Origin of the sequence: Comamonas sp. Z3 (genome assembly GCF_008121565.1) — a bacterium.
GTDB lineage: Bacteria > Pseudomonadota > Gammaproteobacteria > Burkholderiales > Burkholderiaceae_C > Comamonas > Comamonas brasiliensis.
The window spans coordinates 534,038-550,002 of the sequence record NZ_VOQU01000003.1; the positions used below are offsets into that span (position 1 = coordinate 534,038).

The following is a 15,965-nucleotide window of genomic DNA, read 5'->3' on the forward strand; positions in this document are numbered from 1 at the left end:
GGTGCACAGCTTCCTAGGAAACACTCATGTACTTCTCTTTCCGCGCCCGTGTCCAGCGCTTGTCCTCCCTGTTGCTCGCGATGGCTGCAGCGTTTTCCGGCCTGGCTCATGCCCACGGTGGCCACACGCTCCCAGCCGGTGCCGGCCAGGACGTGGGCCGCAGCCCCTGGGGGCCAGGTGACGAGATCGGCCGCCTGAACCTGATCACGCCAGCCTCGCGCGCTGCCATCCTGCAGCGCATCGCAGGTGGCCAGGTCTATGACCTCGCGACCGAGTACTACGTGGGCATGCCCAGCTGGCAGGACGCCGGCGATCCGCACTACCAGTTCTGGATGACGCACACGCCACGCGGCACCGTGGTGGACGACCCCATGAACGTAGGCAAGAGCATGAATGCCACGCGCAGCTACACGGGCACGGCTTTCTCCATGTACAGCCATACGGGCACGCACATCGACGCACTCAACCACTTCGGCATACGCGGCAGGATCTGGAACGGCTTCAGTGCCGACGAACATCTGGGCGACCGCGGCTGGCAGCGCACGGGCATAGAGAAATTCCCACCACTGGTGGCGCGCGGCGTGCTGATTGACGTGGCTGCGGTCAAGGGCCTGGACATGCTGCCCGACCAGTATCGGATCACGCGCCAGGACCTCAAGGAGGCGCTGGCCCGCCAGAACGTGACGCTGCAAAAAGGCGACATCGTGCTGATTCGCACGGGCCGCATGAAGCTCTACGAGCAGCCCCAGGCTTATATGGCCAAGCCGCCAGGGCTGGGTCTGGATGCGGCCCGCTTTCTGGCCGAGGATGCTGGTGCCATGATCGTCGGCGCCGACAATCTGAGCCTGGAGACCTTCCCCTCCGAGGTGGACGACGACTATGTGCCGCTGCACAGCTATCTGCTGGCCCAGCAAGGCATACCCATCATGGAGCTGGTGGCCCTGGACGCACTCTCGCGCGACAAGGTCTATGAGTTTGCCTTCATCGGAGGGCCGCTCAAGATCCGCGGCGGCGACGCCGCGCCGCTTCGCCCGATCGCCATTCCGGTGCGCTGAGAGCGGCGCTTGCCGGGGCCAGTCCCCGAGCGCCGCTCAGAAAAACAATGTGCGCACCCAGGGGGCGGCCAGCACGTTGACGGCACCGGCAATCATCATCACCAGCGATGCCATCACGGCCTGCACCTCGCCGGCCTGGCGCGCGCGGGCCACGCCGCTGCCATGGGCGGCTCCGCCCCAGCTGGCGCCCGTGGCCAGCTTGCTGCGGATGCGGGGCAGCACACGCAGCACGGTCTCGCCCAGCAGCATGGCACTGACACCCGTCAGCAGAACGAACAGCGCCGCCAGATCGGTGGGGCCGCCCAGCACTTTCTCGGCCTCGATCGCAAACGGTGTCGTGATGCTGCGCACGGCCAGGCCTTTTTGCAGCGCCTCGGACAAGCCGAACATATCGGCAAACGCAATAGTGGTGGAGATGGAGACCAGGCTGGCCACGACCACGCCGGTGGCTATCGACATCCAGTGCTTGCGCAGCAGCTTGCGGTTCTCGTACAGCGGCAGTGCAAATGCCACCGTGGTGGGGCCCAGAAGCCAGACCAGCCAGTGTGTCTGGGCGATGTACTGCGGGTAGCTGACATGGGTCAGCAGCGACAGGCCGATCAGCACCATGGGGGTGGCAACGATGGGCATCAGCAACGGGTGGGGATGCTTGCGATAAAGGCGCTTGTTGACCCAGTAACAGGCCACGGTGGCCAGCAGCGACAGCAGGCCGATGACTTCATTCGACAGCATGGCTTACTCCTCATCCAGGGCCGGGGCATCGCGGCTGGACTTGCGCCTTGCCAGCCACAGCTCGAAGCGGTAGACGCGATCGACCGCCAGCGCGGTCACTCCCATCACACAGGCCGTGCTGGCCACGATGACGGCCAGGATGCGCAGGCCCTGATGACGGATCAGATCGGGGTATTCGGTGACCACCAGCATGGCGGGCACAAAGAACAGCAGCATCTCGGCCAGCAGCCAGTTGGTGCCGCCTTGCAGCCAGCGCGCCTTGACCAGGCCCGAGAACAGCCCCACGGCCAGCAGGCCGAAACCGATCAGGCCGGCCGGCATGCTCCAGCCGAAATGCTGGCGCAGCACATCCATGGCAATCCAGATGGCGCTGAGCAGGCACACTTGCAGCACGGCCTTGAGTAGTTGCAAGAGAGTCTGGGCAAAAGAATGGCTGCCGCCCTGGGCGCGAGGGGTGGCAGCTTCCGGAATCTGTGACATGGATGAGATTCTAGGGTTTTCACCTATATTCATAAAATGACTTATTCTCATTTTTTCCATGCGTAAAAGGAATTGTCATGGACCTGCGTGCCCTGCGTTACTTCATCGAGGTTGTGCGCCAGAACGGCTTTACCCGCGCGGCTGACGCCTTGCACGTGACCCAGCCCACCATCAGCAAGATGGTCAAGGCGCTGGAGGACGAATTCGGTGGCCGTCTGCTGCTGCGCGAAGGCCGGGGCGTGCAGCTGACCGACGCAGGTCAGGTGGTCTATGACCGCGGACTGGAGATTCTGGAGCAGGCCCAGCTGCTGCGCCGTCAGGTGGCCGAGGTGGACCACATCACGCGCGGCGAGCTGTCCCTGGGCATCATGCCCACCACGGGGCACTACATGGCGCCGGTGATCGCACTGTTCCAGCAGCGCTATCCAGGTGTGAATCTGCGGGTCAACGAGCAGGGCGCACGCGCCCAGTACCAGCTGATCCAGGAAGGCAAGCTGGACATGGCGCTGGGCCTGTTCGCGGCCCCCGACCCGGCGCTGGAGCGCTACACCGTGGCGCGCCAGAAGACGCGCGTGGTGCTACCCGCCCAGCAGGTCGCTGATCCGGGCCAGCCCATGCGCTGGAGCGATCTGCGCGACCTGCCGTTTGTGCTCTATACCTCGGACTTTGCACTGCACGAGCATGTGCTGCAGCAATGCGAGGCGGCGGGCTTCACGCCCCAGGTCAAGCTGCAGACGCGCTACTGGGACTTCATCGGCCATCTGGTCGCGGCCCAGGTGGGCGTGGCCGTGATGTTCGAGCATGTCATCGCCCGCTACGACCCGCAGCGCGTGGCCAGCCGACCCCTGGTGGAGCCCGAGATCCCCTGGGATGTGGCGCTGATGTGGCGGCCCGGCTATCTGTCGCGCGCGGCCCAGGCCTGGCTGGACTGCGTGCGTGAGGTGTATCCGCAGCCGCTGCTGGGGGCGGCTTTTCCGGATTTTCAAAACTGATAGCTGTATTCTTATGTCCAGTAAGCGATGCAAGGCTTTTTGATGCTTGATGTCAGTCCCGGCCTTTGTTGCTAAGCTCGCAGCCATGCCTCGCCCGTTCTCTTCCCATCGCTCCAGCAACTTGCGCCGCAGCACTGCGGTGCGCCAGCCCGCGCCCCGGCCCGAGGTCACGCGCCTGCTGTGCTTTCACAAGCCCTATGGGGTGCTGAGCCAGTTCACGCCCGAGGGCAAATGGCAGGGCCTCAAGGACTGGATCGATGCGCCCGGTGTCTATGTGGCGGGCCGGCTCGATGCCGACAGCGAAGGCCTGCTGCTGCTGACCAATGACGGCCAGTTGCAGGCTCGCATTGCCGATCCGCGCCACAAGATGGAGAAGACCTACTGGGTGCAGGTCGAAGGCGTGCCCGACGAAGCCGCGCTGCAGCGCCTGCGCGATGGCGTCGAATTGAGCGATGGCAAGACCCTGCCCGCGAGGGCCCGCCTGATAGAACCCCAGCCCAGCATGTGGCCGCGCAACCCGCCGATTCGCGTGCGCCAGAACATTCCCGATTGCTGGATCGAGCTCATCATCCGCGAGGGCAAGAACCGCCAGGTGCGCCGCATGACCGCTGCCGTCGGCCATCCCACGCTGCGCCTGGTGCGCATGGCCGTGGGGCCTTACTCGATCGAAGGGCTGGAGCCCGGCCAGTGGCTGGATGTGCTGCCGGTCGTTTAGCGCAAGGTATCGAGCCGCTGCAGCTCATCTTCATCTTCGGGCAGGGCAAATGCCTGCCAGCGCGGCAGAGCCGGCCAGGGGCGAAAGCGAATCCAGCCCACTTGCACCTCCTGCAGATTGCCCTGCAGTACTGCAAGAGCGGGATTCAGTTCGGACTGGCGAGTCCGCACGCAGTCGCGCAGCGATTGCATGGCTTGCTGGCCGCGTCCGAGAAAGCGCTGCCTGCCCCACCAATCGGGGGATGGTTGGCACTGGGCATAGGCCAGTGGCAGGCTGCCGACTTCTCCTTGCACCACGGAAACCAGGGCCTGCAGGTGCATATTGAGCTGTTCCTGGGGCATCAGACCCGCCAGTTGCAGCTCCAGCGCATCCCCATGAAAACGATAGCGTGCGGGTAGTGCAGCGCTGAGGGTATAGCTGCTGCCGCTGCGCGAGCGGGCACGGTGACTGAGGACGCGGCTGCCTTGCTCCAGCAATGGGCGCACCAGTTGCAGCAAGGCCTGCTGCTGCTCGGCATTGTGATGCCTTAGGGGGATGCGCAGCCGCGTGCTGTCATAGCCCCGCCATTGCTCGCGCCAGACCATCCAGCCTGCCGTATGCGGTACGAAGAAAATCAGGGCGACCACGCACAGCATGGGCACAATGCCTGTCGCCAGTGACCAGGACGCCCGGATCTCGGCGGCGGCAGCGGCATCCTCGCCCAGGCTGACGAGATTGCCGCTCAGCTTGATGAGCGTTGCAAGACTGATGGCAAATACCAGACCACAGACCAGAGAAAGCTGCTCGGGCGAGTAAAGGCGGTCGGGAAGATGAATCAGGGTGGTCAGCGCGGCGGCGCATCCCAGCAGCACCACGGCTGCGGACAGCAGATAAAACAGGGCTCCAGGGGCCTGCTGCTGGAGATCGAGGGCCGGGTTTTGTTCGAGCTTGTGTAGCCATTGCCTGTGGCGCCACCGGCGCAGCGGCTGCCATAGCAGGGCGCTGACCGCCAGGCCGGCGAGCATGCTGATGAGCAGCGCCGAAAAAGCCCATAGCAGCAAGGCTGCCAGCAACAAGAAAACCAGTCCGACCAGCCAGTTCATGCCCGCGATTGTCCTTTTAAATTGATAGCTGCTTGCGATTGATAGGCAGGCGTTTGAGTCTGTTCTACATGAAAAAAAGCGCTGCCTGCAAACGCAGGTCAGCGCGATGCTTGCAGGCTGCGGGATCAGCTGCAGCTTTTGTTGTTGGCGCCGTGCATGCCGGCGGCCTTGGCATCGGCTTCGCTCATGTACTTGCCGTTCTTGGTCGTACCGTAGAAACGGGTGCCGGGGCAGTGATAGATCTTGCTGTCCTCATTGGCCCAGACCTTGCCTGCCCCGCCGCCAGGTGCTGCGGTCGTGGCCGGCTTGGCGCCTGCAGCCCCTGGTGCCGGTGCCGCCTTCGCGGCTGGTGCTGCCGCCGGCTTGGCGGGCATGGGGGCTGTTTTGGCGGCCGGAGCAGCAGGAGCTGCTGCCGGAGCCTGGGCCAGGCTGGGCAATGTGCCGCTGACCAGGGCTGAAGCCAGGCAAATTTTCCATAAATTGCGCATACGAACTCCCTCCAACAGATGTGATGTCACAAGGCGTGACAAGCGCATGCTGCTACGGAAGACCCGATCCCGCAAGCGTCGGCCGTCAGGCTTCAGGTCCCGCTGACATAAGGGTTCAGCTTGCGCTCGCGGCCGAAGCTGCTTTCCGGGCCATGGCCGGGGATGAAGATCGTCTGGTCGCCCATGGGCCACAGACGCTGCACGATGGAGTCGATCAGCTGCTGATGGTTGCCCTGGGGGAAGTCCGTGCGGCCTATGCTGCCGGCAAACAGCACATCGCCGACAAAGGCGCGGTCGATCTGCGGCGAGTGGAAGACCACATGGCCGGGCGTGTGGCCGGGGCAGTGGCGCACGTTCAGCGTTTCCTGGCCGATGGTCACGGTGTCGCCGTCATGCAGCCAGCGCGTGGGCACAAAGGGGTCGGAGTGGGGAAAGCCGAACATGGCGCCTTGCTGGGGCAGGCCGTCGATCCAGAATTGATCGCCCTCATGCGGGCCGATGATGGGCAAGGCGTGCTTGGCCGCCAGCTCGCTGGTGCCTCCGGCATGGTCGATATGGGCGTGGGTGATCCAGATGGCCTTGAGATTCAGGCCCAGGCGCTCCGCCTCCCACTCGATCTGCTCGATATCACCACCGGGGTCGATGACGGCCGCATCCATGGTCTGGTCGCACCAGACGAGAGAGCAGTTCTGTTGAAAGGCGGTGACGGGGACGGTGTGATATTGCAACATGGGTGACTTGTATTTTTCGGGCGTTTGCGTAGTCTCGCGGTCAGCGAACCCCGCAAGCATGACACGGCATGACACGCGCATCAAAAATGCCCGCTCAGATTCTGGCGTCATCCCTCATTTGAGCTAGCATGGATGCGAGTGCCCCATTTTGGTGCGGGCTGCTAAAACGTATTTGTGCTGCAAGGCAGCGGGCAGTCGCTTCATGGGAAGCGGCCCGACACAGTTTCAAGATCGTTCAGGCCGTGCCCATGCCCATGCAATACAAGTTCCTCCCACGGGCAGGAATGGCAGGGGACGGGTCGGTCTGGAGGAAAACCGTTTTCAAACTCCAGGAGACTCTGCATGTCTACCTCTTCCAACCAGCCGAGCGGCGCTGACGCCCAGCGTGGTGACGCCCAGCGCTCTGGCGCCCAACGCATCGGCATCCCGCGGGAAACATTGCCGCTGGAAAAGCGTGTGGCCACCGTACCCGATGTGGTTGAAAAACTCGTCAAGCTGGGTTTTTCGGTCGCCATCGAATCGGGCGCTGGCGATGCCGCCAACTTCAGCGACGAGGCCTACCGGGCCGCGGGGGCCGAAGTCCTGCCCACGGCCGCAGCGCTCTGGGCTGGCGCCGACATCATCTTCAAGGTGAGGCCGCCCACTCAGGAGGAGGTAGCCTTAATGCGCGAAGGCCAGATCCTGATCGACTTCATCTGGCCGGCCCAGAACCCCGACCTGATGCAGCAGCTGGAGGCCCGGAAAGTGACTGTGCTGGCGATCGACGCGCTGCCCCGCACGCTTAGCCGCGCGCAGAAGATGGATGCGCTGACTTCGATGGCTGGCGTCTCTGGCTACCGCGCCGTGATCGAGGCCGCCAACGCCTTTGGTCGCTATTTCAATGGCCAGATCACGGCGGCAGGCAAGGTACCACCCGCCAAGGTCTTCATTGCTGGCGCTGGCGTGGCCGGCCTGTCGGCCATCGGCACGGCCGCCAACCTGGGCGCCATCGTGCGCGCCAATGACACGCGTGCCGAGGTGGCCGATCAGGTCACTTCGCTGGGCGGCGAGTTCGTCAAGGTCGATTACGAAGAAGACGGTGCTGGCGGCGGTGGCTATGCCAAGGTGATGAGCGAGGGCTTCCAGGCCGCGCAGCGCCAGATGTATGCCCAGCAGGCCAGGGAGGCCGACATCATCATCACCACCGCGCTGATTCCCGGAAAACCGGCGCCCAAGCTGATCACGGCCGAGATGGTGCAGAGCATGAAGCCCGGCAGCGTGATCGTCGACATGGCGGCCGAGCAGGGCGGCAACTGCGAGCTGACCGTGCCCAATGAGGCCGTGGTGCGCCACGGCGTGACCATCATCGGCTACACCGACCTCGCATCGCGCCTGGCCAAGCAGTCGTCAACGCTGTATGCGACCAATCTGCTGCGCCTGACGGAAGAGCTGTGCAAGGCCAAGGATGGCGTGGCCGTGGTGAATATGGAGGACGATGCGATTCGAGGCCTGACGGTTGTCAAGGACGGCGAAATCACCTGGCCTGCTCCGCCCATTGCCCAGGCACCCAAGCCAGCCCCCAAGCCCGCTGCGGCGGTGGTGGAGCAGAAGAAAGGCGGCCATGGCCACGGCGCTGCCGGACCGCTGCCGGCCAAGACCTTGGCCATTATTTTTGCGATTGCTGCCGTGGCCTTCTGGTTCATCGGCGCCTATGCGCCAGCGGCCTTCCTGGGGCACTTCACGGTGTTCGTGCTGGCCTGTTTCATCGGCTACATGGTGGTGTGGAATGTGACGCCTGCACTGCACACGCCGCTGATGAGCGTGACGAACGCCATCTCCAGCATCATCGCCATTGGCGCGCTGGTGCAGATTGCGCCGCCGGGCACGGCAGGCACGGGCCGTCCGGATGAACTGATTCGCTGGCTGGCCTTTGCCGCGCTTGTGTTGACTGCAGTCAATATGTTTGGCGGCTTTGCCGTGACACGCCGCATGCTGGCCATGTTCCGCAAATAAGAAGAACGAGCACAAGAGAGAAACACCATGTCCCAAAGTCTCGCAACGGTCGCCTATCTGGGGGCTGCCATTTTGTTCATCCTCAGCCTCGGCGGCCTGTCGAACCCCGAAACCTCGCGCCGCGGCAATCTGTTCGGCATGGTCGGCATGGCGCTGGCCGTGCTGGCCACCGTGTTCGGCCCGCGTGTCGATGCCGGCGGCATCGCCTGGATCGTCGGCGCGCTGGTGCTCGGCGGTGGTATCGGCCTGTATGCGGCCAGGGTCGTCAAGATGACCCAGATGCCTGAACTGGTTGCCCTCATGCACAGCCTGGTCGGTCTGGCGGCATGTCTGGTGGGCTTTGCCAGCTATGTCGATACCTCCATCCAGCTCGCTGGCGCAGAAAAAGCCATTCACGAGGTGGAAATCTACGTGGGCATCCTGATCGGCGCGGTCACCTTCTCGGGCTCGCTGATTGCCTTCGGCAAGCTCAACGGCAGGATAGGCGGCAAGCCGCTGCTGCTGCCCGCACGCCACTGGCTCAATCTGCTCGCGCTGCTGGTGGTGATCTGGTTCGGCCGCGAGTTTCTGCATGCCGAAACCGTGGCTGACGGCATGTTGCCGCTGGTCGTGATGACCGCCATTGCGCTGCTGTTCGGCGTGCACATGGTCATGGCCATCGGTGGCGCCGACATGCCCGTGGTGGTCTCCATGCTCAACAGCTACTCGGGCTGGGCGGCGGCGGCCACCGGCTTCATGCTGGGCAATGACCTGCTGATCGTCACGGGCGCGCTGGTGGGCTCTTCGGGTGCCATCCTGAGCTACATCATGTGCCAGGCCATGAATCGCAACTTCATCAGCGTGATTGCGGGCGGCTTCGGCTCCGGCGCGCCGGCCAGGAAGGGCGGTGCCGCTGCGGCTGCCGAGCCCCAGGGCGAAGTGGCGCCCGTCAGCGCGGCCGAGACGGCCGAGCTGCTGCGCGAAGCCAAGAGCGCCATCATCGTGCCCGGCTACGGCATGGCCGTGGCCCAGGCCCAGCACACGGTCAACGAAATCACCAGGACCCTGCGCGAAAAAGGCGTCGCTGTGCGCTTTGCCATCCATCCGGTGGCGGGCCGCATGCCCGGTCACATGAACGTGCTGCTGGCCGAGGCCAAGGTGCCTTACGACATCGTGATGGAGATGGACGAGATCAACGAAGACTTCCCCGAGACCGATGTGGCCATCGTCATCGGCGCGAACGACATCGTGAACCCCGCGGCTCAGGACGACCCTGACAGCCCCATCGCCGGCATGCCGGTGCTGGAAGTGTGGAAGGCCAAGACCTCCATCGTGATGAAGCGCTCCATGGCCTCCGGCTATGCAGGCGTGGACAATCCGCTGTTCTACAAGGACAACAACCGCATGCTGTTCGGCGATGCCAAGAAGATGCTCGACGAGGTGCTGGGAGCGCTGAAGAGCTGATGAAATGGGGCGACTGCCCCTGAGGCGATCCTCTGCAGCCATGCAATGCGGGAGGAGGCCATCCTGTGCCGGGCGTCCCCGCCGCGAGGCGGCTCCTGCCCTGCGTGCGGGGCTTGCAGCCTGGGTCTGTCCCTGAAATGCCTGCGGTGTTCGGCCGCAGGCATTTTGTCTTTCAGAGATGCGGGACGGCGATCTCGCCCAGCAGCACGGCGGCAATCACCAGCATCAGCGTGCCCGACAGGCGCGAGACGGCCAGCGCGGCTGCGGGGCGCGAGCGCAGCACGCTTTGCGAGCCCCAGCCCACGCCGAAGTAGACCACGGCACAGCTGGCCGCATGGACGGCGCCCAGCACCATGATCTGCGCAAACACCGGCCAGCCCTCGGCGGGCCGCACAAACTGCGGTAGCAGGGCCAGCAGCAGCAACAGCTGTTTGGGATTGAGGCCGCTGACGCTGGCTCCCTTGACCGTCCAGTGCCAGCGCGTGCCGGCCTCGGCATCTGCGGCACGGCTGATGGCGGCCGGGCTGCGCCACAGGCCCACGCCCATCCAGGCCAGATAAAGCGCGCCGGTGGCCGTCAAGGCGGTCAGCAGGGCCGGGTTGCGTGCGACCAGGGCGCCTACGCCGGCAGCCACCGCCAGCGTGGCCAGCAGCGCGCCGCAGGCCAGGCCCAGCGTGGCAGGCAGCACCAGCCGCCGGCCGCGCAGACCGGCCGAGATCACATAGGCCCAGTCGGCCCCGGGCGTGAGCACCAGAAGAAAGGACACGGCCCAGAAGGCGGTCAAGGCGGCGTAGGACACGAAATTCCCTCGAAAAGCGTTGATACCGAGAGAATATGGAAGAGGAGCGAGAATGTGCTCTCAATATTCGCCGCTGATCGGTTTGAAATTGGAAGAAACTGCCACGTGAATTCGCTGGATCGAAAAATTCTTGCTGCGCTCGAAAACAATGGCCGCCTCACGGTGACCGAGCTGGCCGAGCAGGTGGGCCTGAGCCTGTCGCCCTGCCACCGGCGTGTGCGTGCGCTGGAGGAATCGGGCGTGATTCGCGGCTACCGCGCCGAGCTGGACCCTGTGGCACTGGGGCTGGATTTTTCGTCGCTGGTCTTTGTCACGCTCAAGGACAGCAAGTCCGTGCCCGCGTTCGAGGACGCGGTGGCCCGGCTCGACAATGTGGTGCAGGCCCAGCGCCTGTTTGGCGACCCGGACTACCTGCTGCAGGTCGTGGTGCGGGATCTGCCGGCCTATCAGCGGCTCTATGACGAGCACCTGACCCGGCTGCCCGGCGTGCTGCGCATGACTTCCACGCTGGTCATGAAGCATGTGGTGACCAACAGACCGCTGACCTCCGCGATGGAGTAGCCATGAAAAAGCGCCGGTGACTTTCGTCACAGGCGCTTTGGGTCAGTCAGATTTGCTATTTATTCAGAAGCTAATTGCGCTTTCTTATCAAGGTTTTCAGGTATTTATATATCTGAAAACCTTTGAAGGAAAGCGCTAGCAGCTACTAAAAAAATAGAATTTCCGGATCAGGAACCCAGCTTGAGCGAACCCTTCATGAGGGCCGAGTGGCCGGGGAAGCTGCAGAAGAAGGCGTAGTCCGTGCCAGCCTTGAGCTTGGCCACGTCGATATCGAACTTGGTGGTCTCGCCGCCGCCGATGAGCTTGGAATGCGCCAGCACGCGTGCATCGCCGGCCTTCACATAGTCGGCGCCAGCGCCGGCGGCCATGCCGTCGGTGATCACGGGCTGCATATCGGCTGCGGTGCTGACCACGATGTTGTGGCCCATGGCCGTCTTGGGCATCTTGCCCACATGCTTGAGAGTCACGCTGAACTTCTTGCAGGACTTGGGCACATCGATGCTTTTGACATTGAACTGCATGGCGTCGTTGCTCTCGACGACGGCTTCGCAGCCTGCCGCCATGGCGGGTGCGCTCAGGGCACCGGCTGCACACAGGGCCAGGGTCATCAGAATCTTCTTCATTGGCTATTCCTTTTCCTAAAAGCGAAACGGGAACCGCTGTGGCCTTGTCGCCCTCCAGGTTCCGCCGTTCATTCTTTCGGAAACCTGCCCAGCCGGCTCAGTACAACTCATGCTCGCATGGGTTGTACTGTTGCACCTTGCGCTAACTCAATTCGCCGAGCATGCCTGCGCTGCCGGCGTTGCTTGCACGCCTCAGAGCGTCAGGTCATAGCCAATGGTGATGGGCGCGTGGTCCGAGAACTTCTCGCCCTTGTAGATGGACTCGGTGCGTGCCAGGGCCGCGACCGCCGGCGTGGCCAGGTGGTAGTCCAGTCGCCATCCCACGTTGTTGGCATAGGCCTGGCCCCGGTTGCTCCACCATGTGTAGCAGGCATCCGTGGTGTCGGGCTGGAGCAGGCGGTAGACGTCCACCAGACCGCCGCTGATCTCGGTCTTGTGCAACAGCTTCGTCATCCAGTCGCGCTCTTCGGGCAGGAAGCCGCTGTTCTTCTGGTTGCCGCGCCAGTTCTTCAGGTCGGCCTGCTGGTGGGCGATGTTGATGTCGCCACAGAGCACGAAGTCACGCTCGGCCTTGAGGTGCATCAAGTGACTATGCATCTTGGCCAGAAAGCGGAACTTGGCTTCCTGGCGCAGCTCGCCCGAGCTGCCGCTGGGAAAGTAGGCGCTGATGACGGAGAGCTTGCGCGTGGGGGTGTCGAAGCGGGTTTCGACATAGCGGCCTTCGGCGTCGAACTCGTCGATGTCGAAGCCCACGACCACATCGCTGGGCTCGTGGCGGGTATAGACGCCCACGCCCGAGTAGCCCTTCTTCTCGGCAAAGTGGAAGTAGCCCTTCATGCCGGCCAACACTTCGAAGCGCCCGGCCATATCCGAAGCCTGGGCCTTGATTTCCTGGACACAAATACAATCCGGCGCAGTGGCTTCGATCCAGGCTTCGGCGCCTTTGGTCGTGGCAGAGCGGATACCGTTGAGGTTGAGGCTGGTTAATTTGAACAAGGATGAATCCATGGTGGTGAGTGAGAAGCCAATGGGCGGTGCAGACCGTCTGGCGCAGGATTTCGTGCAGTTTGCCGTCGATGCGGGCGTGCTGCGTTTTGGCGAATTCAAGACCAAGGCCGGGCGCATGAGCCCGTACTTCTTCAATGCCGGCCTGTTCGACGATGGGGCCAAGATGGCCCGTCTTTCTGAATTCTATGCAAAAGCCATTCTGGCCAGCGGCATGGAGTTTGACATGGTCTTCGGCCCTGCCTACAAGGGCATTCCTCTGGCTGCGACGGTGGCGGTGGAGCTGGCGCGCCAGGGCAAGAACGTGCCCTTTGCCTATAACCGCAAGGAAGCCAAGGATCATGGCGAAGGCGGCACCCTGGTGGGCGCTCCCCTCAAGGGCCGCGTGCTCATCATCGACGACGTGATGTCGGCCGGCACGGCTGCGCGTGAGTCGATTGCTATCATCAAGGCTGCCGGTGCCGAGCCGCACGCCGTGGCCATCGCTCTGGATCGTCAGGAAATGGCAACAGAGAATGGTCAGGACGTGTCGCACAGCGCTGTGCAATATGTGCGCAACCAGCTGGGCATGCAGGTGTGTGCGATTGCCAAGCTGGCCGATTTGTTGCTTTATCTCGAGCAGCAAGGCGGCGAGGCCGGCCCCGAGCATCATGAACGCGTGCTGGCCTACCGTCAGCGTTATGGCGTCGAAGACAAGGAATAAACACGCAAATGAAGCAGGCCTTGCATGCAAAACTGAGTTTGTATGTGGTAGCTACCGTCTGGGCAGGGGCCATGCCGGCTCAAGCCCAGGTCAATGGCGGCGGTATCTACGCCTGCACGGATGCCAGCGGGAGGCGCATCACGGCCGACAGGCCGATTGCCTCCTGCGTCGATCGCGAGCAGCGTGTGCTCGGCAACACGGGGGTCGAACTGCGCCGCGTGGGCCCGACACTGACCGATCAGGAGCGCAGCGCCCTGGAAGCCAAGCGCCGCCAGGATCAGGCCGAGCAGCAGCGCCTGCGCGAAGAACGCTCGCGTGACCGCGCCATGCTGGCGCGCTTTCCCAATCAGGGTGTGCATGACGCCGCCAGAGCCGAGGCGATTTCCCAGGTCAACGATGTGATCGGCGTGGCCCAGCAGCGCCAGGTCGATCTCAAGGAGCGCCGCCGCAAGCTCAATACCGAGCTGGAGTTCTACCAGAACGATCCGAAGAAGGCTCCGGCCAATCTGCGCCGCCAGCTGGACGACAACACGGACTCCCAGGCCGAGCAGCAGCGCTTCATCAAGCAGCAGGAAGAGGAAAAGCAGCGCATCAGCCAGCGCTTCGATGCCGAGCTGCAGCAGCTGCGCAAGCTATGGGCGGACCAGACACCGACCGCACCACGCGCGCCCTGAGAGCGTGTCGCGCTTTCAGTCTTCGTGACTGTTCTTGTGCATGGCCATGACGCGGCCCAGCAGCAGGGCCGCAATCCAGGCCACTGCGGCGATGATCAATGGCATCTGTACCAGCAGCGATGCCTGGGCCATGAGCAGCAGGGCATCGGCCTGCCACAGCGCCCCATAACCCTTGAACAATCCATAGGCCAGCCATAGCAGCAGGCCAGCACTGGCAATGGTGGCCATGTTGCGCATATTGCGGCCGTCACGGCTGCCCGCTGGAACGCGAAGGGCCGAGCGCCAGAGCCAGCCCATGGCAGCCAGCACCAGCAGCACGCAGGCCGCAACGGACAGCGGCAACCAGAGGGAAAGAGGAATCAGCGACATGGCGCCGCACTTTAGCCCAGTTGATCCCTGGATGAAAAAGAAAATACCCACCGGGGTGGGCATGCATGAAGGGGCTTGTCAGCGGCTCAGTTTGCGCGCCAGACCAGATAGTGGCCCGGCACGGACTGGATGCCCAGCACGGCTGCGTGCTGGGCGAGCAGCTCTTCGAAGGTCTTGGTGACCTCGCTGCTGGCGGTGCTCCCCTCGTACTCCGTGGCCACCTGTGTCGCGGTAAAGGAATTGGCGCCAAAGCTTTGCACGATGTTGCGCAGCTTGTCGAGGTTGGGGGTGAACACGGCGTCCATGGCAGCAACTCCTTTTCGGGCAATCAAACCAGTACTGCCCATAGTTTATCCAGCAGGACAGGTCAGGCAAGAGGGCTTTGCCCCCAGGGTTATTGATTGATGGATAGCAGGGTGCGGATCACGTCGGAGCGCGTGATGACGCCGACCAGGGTCTTGCCTCGCAGCACGGCAATGAACTGCACGCTATGCGATGCCAGCTCGTGCAGCAGATCGCCCATGGGAGTGTCTTCCTGCACGCTCATCTCGGGCGCGCGCATCAGCTCCTGGGCCACGGATTGCACCTTGGATGGCCGGCTGCGCAGGCGTTGCCAGAGATTTTGCTGCTGGCGTGAGCGATGGTCCTGCCAGAGCCAGTCGAACAGGTCGGCACGCAGCACACGGCCGATCAGCTCGCCCTGGGCATCGACCACGGGCAGACTTTTGACCAGATGACGGTGAAACAGCTCGGCTACTTCCTCGAGCGGAGTCTGCGGGCCCACGGTCAGCAGCTTGGCGGACATGACGGTGCCGCAGTTCACGCTGGACAGGCGGCGCTTGATGGCCTCTTCCTCGGCGGCGGCCAGCAGCTCGCCCAGATCCTCGGGGGTCAGGTTGTAGCTTTGTTCAAAGCGTTGCAGCAGCTGCTCCAGATCCTGCTCGCTCAGCGCCAGACGCGTGGTGGGGCGCCGGGTTTTGGCCACCTGGGGCGGCTGGTGCAGATAAGGGCGGCCGCAGGCGCGATGGTAGAGCACGCCGACGGCGGCAAGAACGCCCGAGAGCACGGCCATGGGTACCAGCAGATGCCAGCCCAGCGGCGCCATCTGGGACGCAGCCAGTACTGTCAGCAAGGCCACGGCGCCTCCCGGCGGGTGCAGGGCACGCAGCAGCAGCATCAGGGCGATGGCGCCCGCCACCGCCAGCGCAGCCAGCGAGGTCTGGGACAGCATGGGGAACGCCCACAGCAGCAGCAGGGTGTAGAGCGCGGGCACGGTGTTGCCGACCACACAGTTCCAGGGCTGGGCCAGCGGGCTGCTGGGCACGGCGAACACCAGCACGGCCGTGGCGCCCAGCGGTGCGAACAGGAACAGGGTGTTGGGAAAGAAATGCTCGACCAGTCCCACCAGGATGCCGGCCAGTGCCAGACCCAGGCCGGCACCGATGCTGGCGCGTACCAGCTCTTTCCAAGAAGGGCGCGAGGCCACCGGCCCCAGGCGTTGCCACATTGTTTGCATGACGG

19 protein-coding genes are annotated in these 15,965 nt (G+C 63.8%); 8 read left to right on the top strand and 11 right to left on the bottom strand.

All coding sequences use genetic code 11. The features are described from left to right. Positions 1-26 precede the first annotated feature (26 nt). On the top strand, positions 27-1,055 hold the full coding sequence (locus FSY59_RS10915) for a cyclase family protein (RefSeq protein WP_148728964.1): 1,029 nt from the start codon (positions 27-29) through the stop codon (positions 1,053-1,055). A 36-nt stretch (positions 1,056-1,091) separates the two neighbouring features. Here the strand turns inward: FSY59_RS10915 and FSY59_RS10920 are convergent, their stop codons facing one another. After that, positions 1,092-1,787: an LrgB family protein gene (locus FSY59_RS10920; protein ID WP_003059524.1), complete on the bottom strand. Its 696-nt coding sequence runs from the start codon at positions 1,785-1,787 to the stop codon at positions 1,092-1,094. Between the two features lie 3 nt (positions 1,788-1,790). Continuing rightward, entirely contained in the window at positions 1,791-2,267 is a 477-nt protein-coding gene (locus tag FSY59_RS10925) for a CidA/LrgA family protein (protein WP_141567838.1), read from the bottom strand. Between the two features lie 77 nt (positions 2,268-2,344). On the opposite strand from FSY59_RS10925, the gene FSY59_RS10930 reads away from it, so the two are divergent. Continuing rightward, on the top strand, positions 2,345-3,259 hold the full coding sequence (locus FSY59_RS10930; protein ID WP_003059517.1) for a LysR family transcriptional regulator: 915 nt from the start codon (positions 2,345-2,347) through the stop codon (positions 3,257-3,259). 49 nt (positions 3,260-3,308) lie between these two features. Next, a complete protein-coding gene (locus FSY59_RS10935; protein WP_003059515.1) occupies positions 3,309-3,974 on the top strand; it encodes a pseudouridine synthase in 666 nt (221 codons plus the stop codon). Here FSY59_RS10935 and FSY59_RS10940 read toward each other — a convergent pair. From FSY59_RS10940 to FSY59_RS10950, 3 genes are all read right to left on the bottom strand, one after another. Beyond that, positions 3,971-5,056, bottom strand: a complete 1,086-nt coding sequence (locus FSY59_RS10940; RefSeq protein WP_148728965.1) for a hypothetical protein — start codon at positions 5,054-5,056, stop codon at positions 3,971-3,973. The genes FSY59_RS10935 and FSY59_RS10940 overlap by 4 nt on opposite strands. Positions 5,057-5,181: 125 nt before the next feature. Continuing rightward, positions 5,182-5,544 (bottom strand): hypothetical protein, encoded by a 363-nt coding sequence (locus FSY59_RS27670; RefSeq protein ID WP_003059512.1) that lies wholly within the window; start codon positions 5,542-5,544, stop codon positions 5,182-5,184. A gap of 92 nt (positions 5,545-5,636) precedes the next feature. Continuing rightward, positions 5,637-6,275, bottom strand: a complete 639-nt coding sequence (locus tag FSY59_RS10950; RefSeq protein ID WP_043370580.1) for an MBL fold metallo-hydrolase — start codon at positions 6,273-6,275, stop codon at positions 5,637-5,639. 342 nt (positions 6,276-6,617) lie between these two features. On the opposite strand from FSY59_RS10950, the gene FSY59_RS10955 reads away from it, so the two are divergent. Both FSY59_RS10955 and pntB read left to right on the top strand, forming a co-directional pair. Further along, positions 6,618-8,267 (top strand): Re/Si-specific NAD(P)(+) transhydrogenase subunit alpha, encoded by a 1,650-nt coding sequence (locus FSY59_RS10955; RefSeq protein WP_255439336.1) that lies wholly within the window; start codon positions 6,618-6,620, stop codon positions 8,265-8,267. Positions 8,268-8,294: 27 nt separating this feature from the next. Next, positions 8,295-9,710, top strand: coding sequence for a Re/Si-specific NAD(P)(+) transhydrogenase subunit beta (pntB, locus tag FSY59_RS10960; protein WP_003059509.1), 1,416 nt, complete (start codon positions 8,295-8,297; stop codon positions 9,708-9,710). A 172-nt stretch (positions 9,711-9,882) separates the two neighbouring features. On the opposite strand, the gene FSY59_RS10965 is transcribed toward pntB, so the two are convergent. Beyond that, complete coding sequence (locus FSY59_RS10965) at positions 9,883-10,509, bottom strand: LysE family translocator (RefSeq protein ID WP_050872930.1); 627 nt, start codon at positions 10,507-10,509, stop codon at positions 9,883-9,885. Between the two features lie 105 nt (positions 10,510-10,614). Here FSY59_RS10965 and FSY59_RS10970 point away from each other — a divergent pair, with 105 nt between their 5' ends. Then, complete coding sequence (locus FSY59_RS10970; protein ID WP_019042313.1) at positions 10,615-11,070, top strand: Lrp/AsnC family transcriptional regulator; 456 nt, start codon at positions 10,615-10,617, stop codon at positions 11,068-11,070. Between the two features lie 167 nt (positions 11,071-11,237). Here the strand turns inward: FSY59_RS10970 and azu are convergent, their stop codons facing one another. Both azu and FSY59_RS10980 read right to left on the bottom strand, forming a co-directional pair. After that, entirely contained in the window at positions 11,238-11,693 is a 456-nt protein-coding gene (azu, locus tag FSY59_RS10975) for an azurin (RefSeq protein WP_003059504.1), read from the bottom strand. Positions 11,694-11,885: 192 nt separating this feature from the next. Then, a complete protein-coding gene (locus FSY59_RS10980) occupies positions 11,886-12,689 on the bottom strand; it encodes an exodeoxyribonuclease III (RefSeq protein ID WP_019042312.1) in 804 nt (267 codons plus the stop codon). A 10-nt stretch (positions 12,690-12,699) separates the two neighbouring features. On the opposite strand from FSY59_RS10980, the gene pyrE reads away from it, so the two are divergent. Together pyrE and FSY59_RS10990 are read left to right on the top strand one after the other, a co-directional pair. Continuing rightward, positions 12,700-13,401: an orotate phosphoribosyltransferase gene (gene pyrE / locus FSY59_RS10985; RefSeq protein WP_003059500.1), complete on the top strand. Its 702-nt coding sequence runs from the start codon at positions 12,700-12,702 to the stop codon at positions 13,399-13,401. An 8-nt stretch (positions 13,402-13,409) separates the two neighbouring features. Beyond that, on the top strand, positions 13,410-14,075 hold the full coding sequence (locus tag FSY59_RS10990) for a hypothetical protein (RefSeq protein ID WP_003059498.1): 666 nt from the start codon (positions 13,410-13,412) through the stop codon (positions 14,073-14,075). Positions 14,076-14,090: 15 nt separating this feature from the next. On the opposite strand, the gene FSY59_RS10995 is transcribed toward FSY59_RS10990, so the two are convergent. From FSY59_RS10995 to FSY59_RS11005, 3 genes are all read right to left on the bottom strand, one after another. Next, positions 14,091-14,444 (bottom strand): hypothetical protein, encoded by a 354-nt coding sequence (locus FSY59_RS10995; RefSeq protein ID WP_019042310.1) that lies wholly within the window; start codon positions 14,442-14,444, stop codon positions 14,091-14,093. An 86-nt stretch (positions 14,445-14,530) separates the two neighbouring features. Next, entirely contained in the window at positions 14,531-14,749 is a 219-nt protein-coding gene (locus FSY59_RS11000) for a hypothetical protein (protein WP_003059493.1), read from the bottom strand. Between the two features lie 89 nt (positions 14,750-14,838). Beyond that, on the bottom strand, positions 14,839-15,960 hold the full coding sequence (locus tag FSY59_RS11005; protein WP_232536072.1) for an HPP family protein: 1,122 nt from the start codon (positions 15,958-15,960) through the stop codon (positions 14,839-14,841). Between the last annotated feature and the right edge of the window lie 5 nt (positions 15,961-15,965).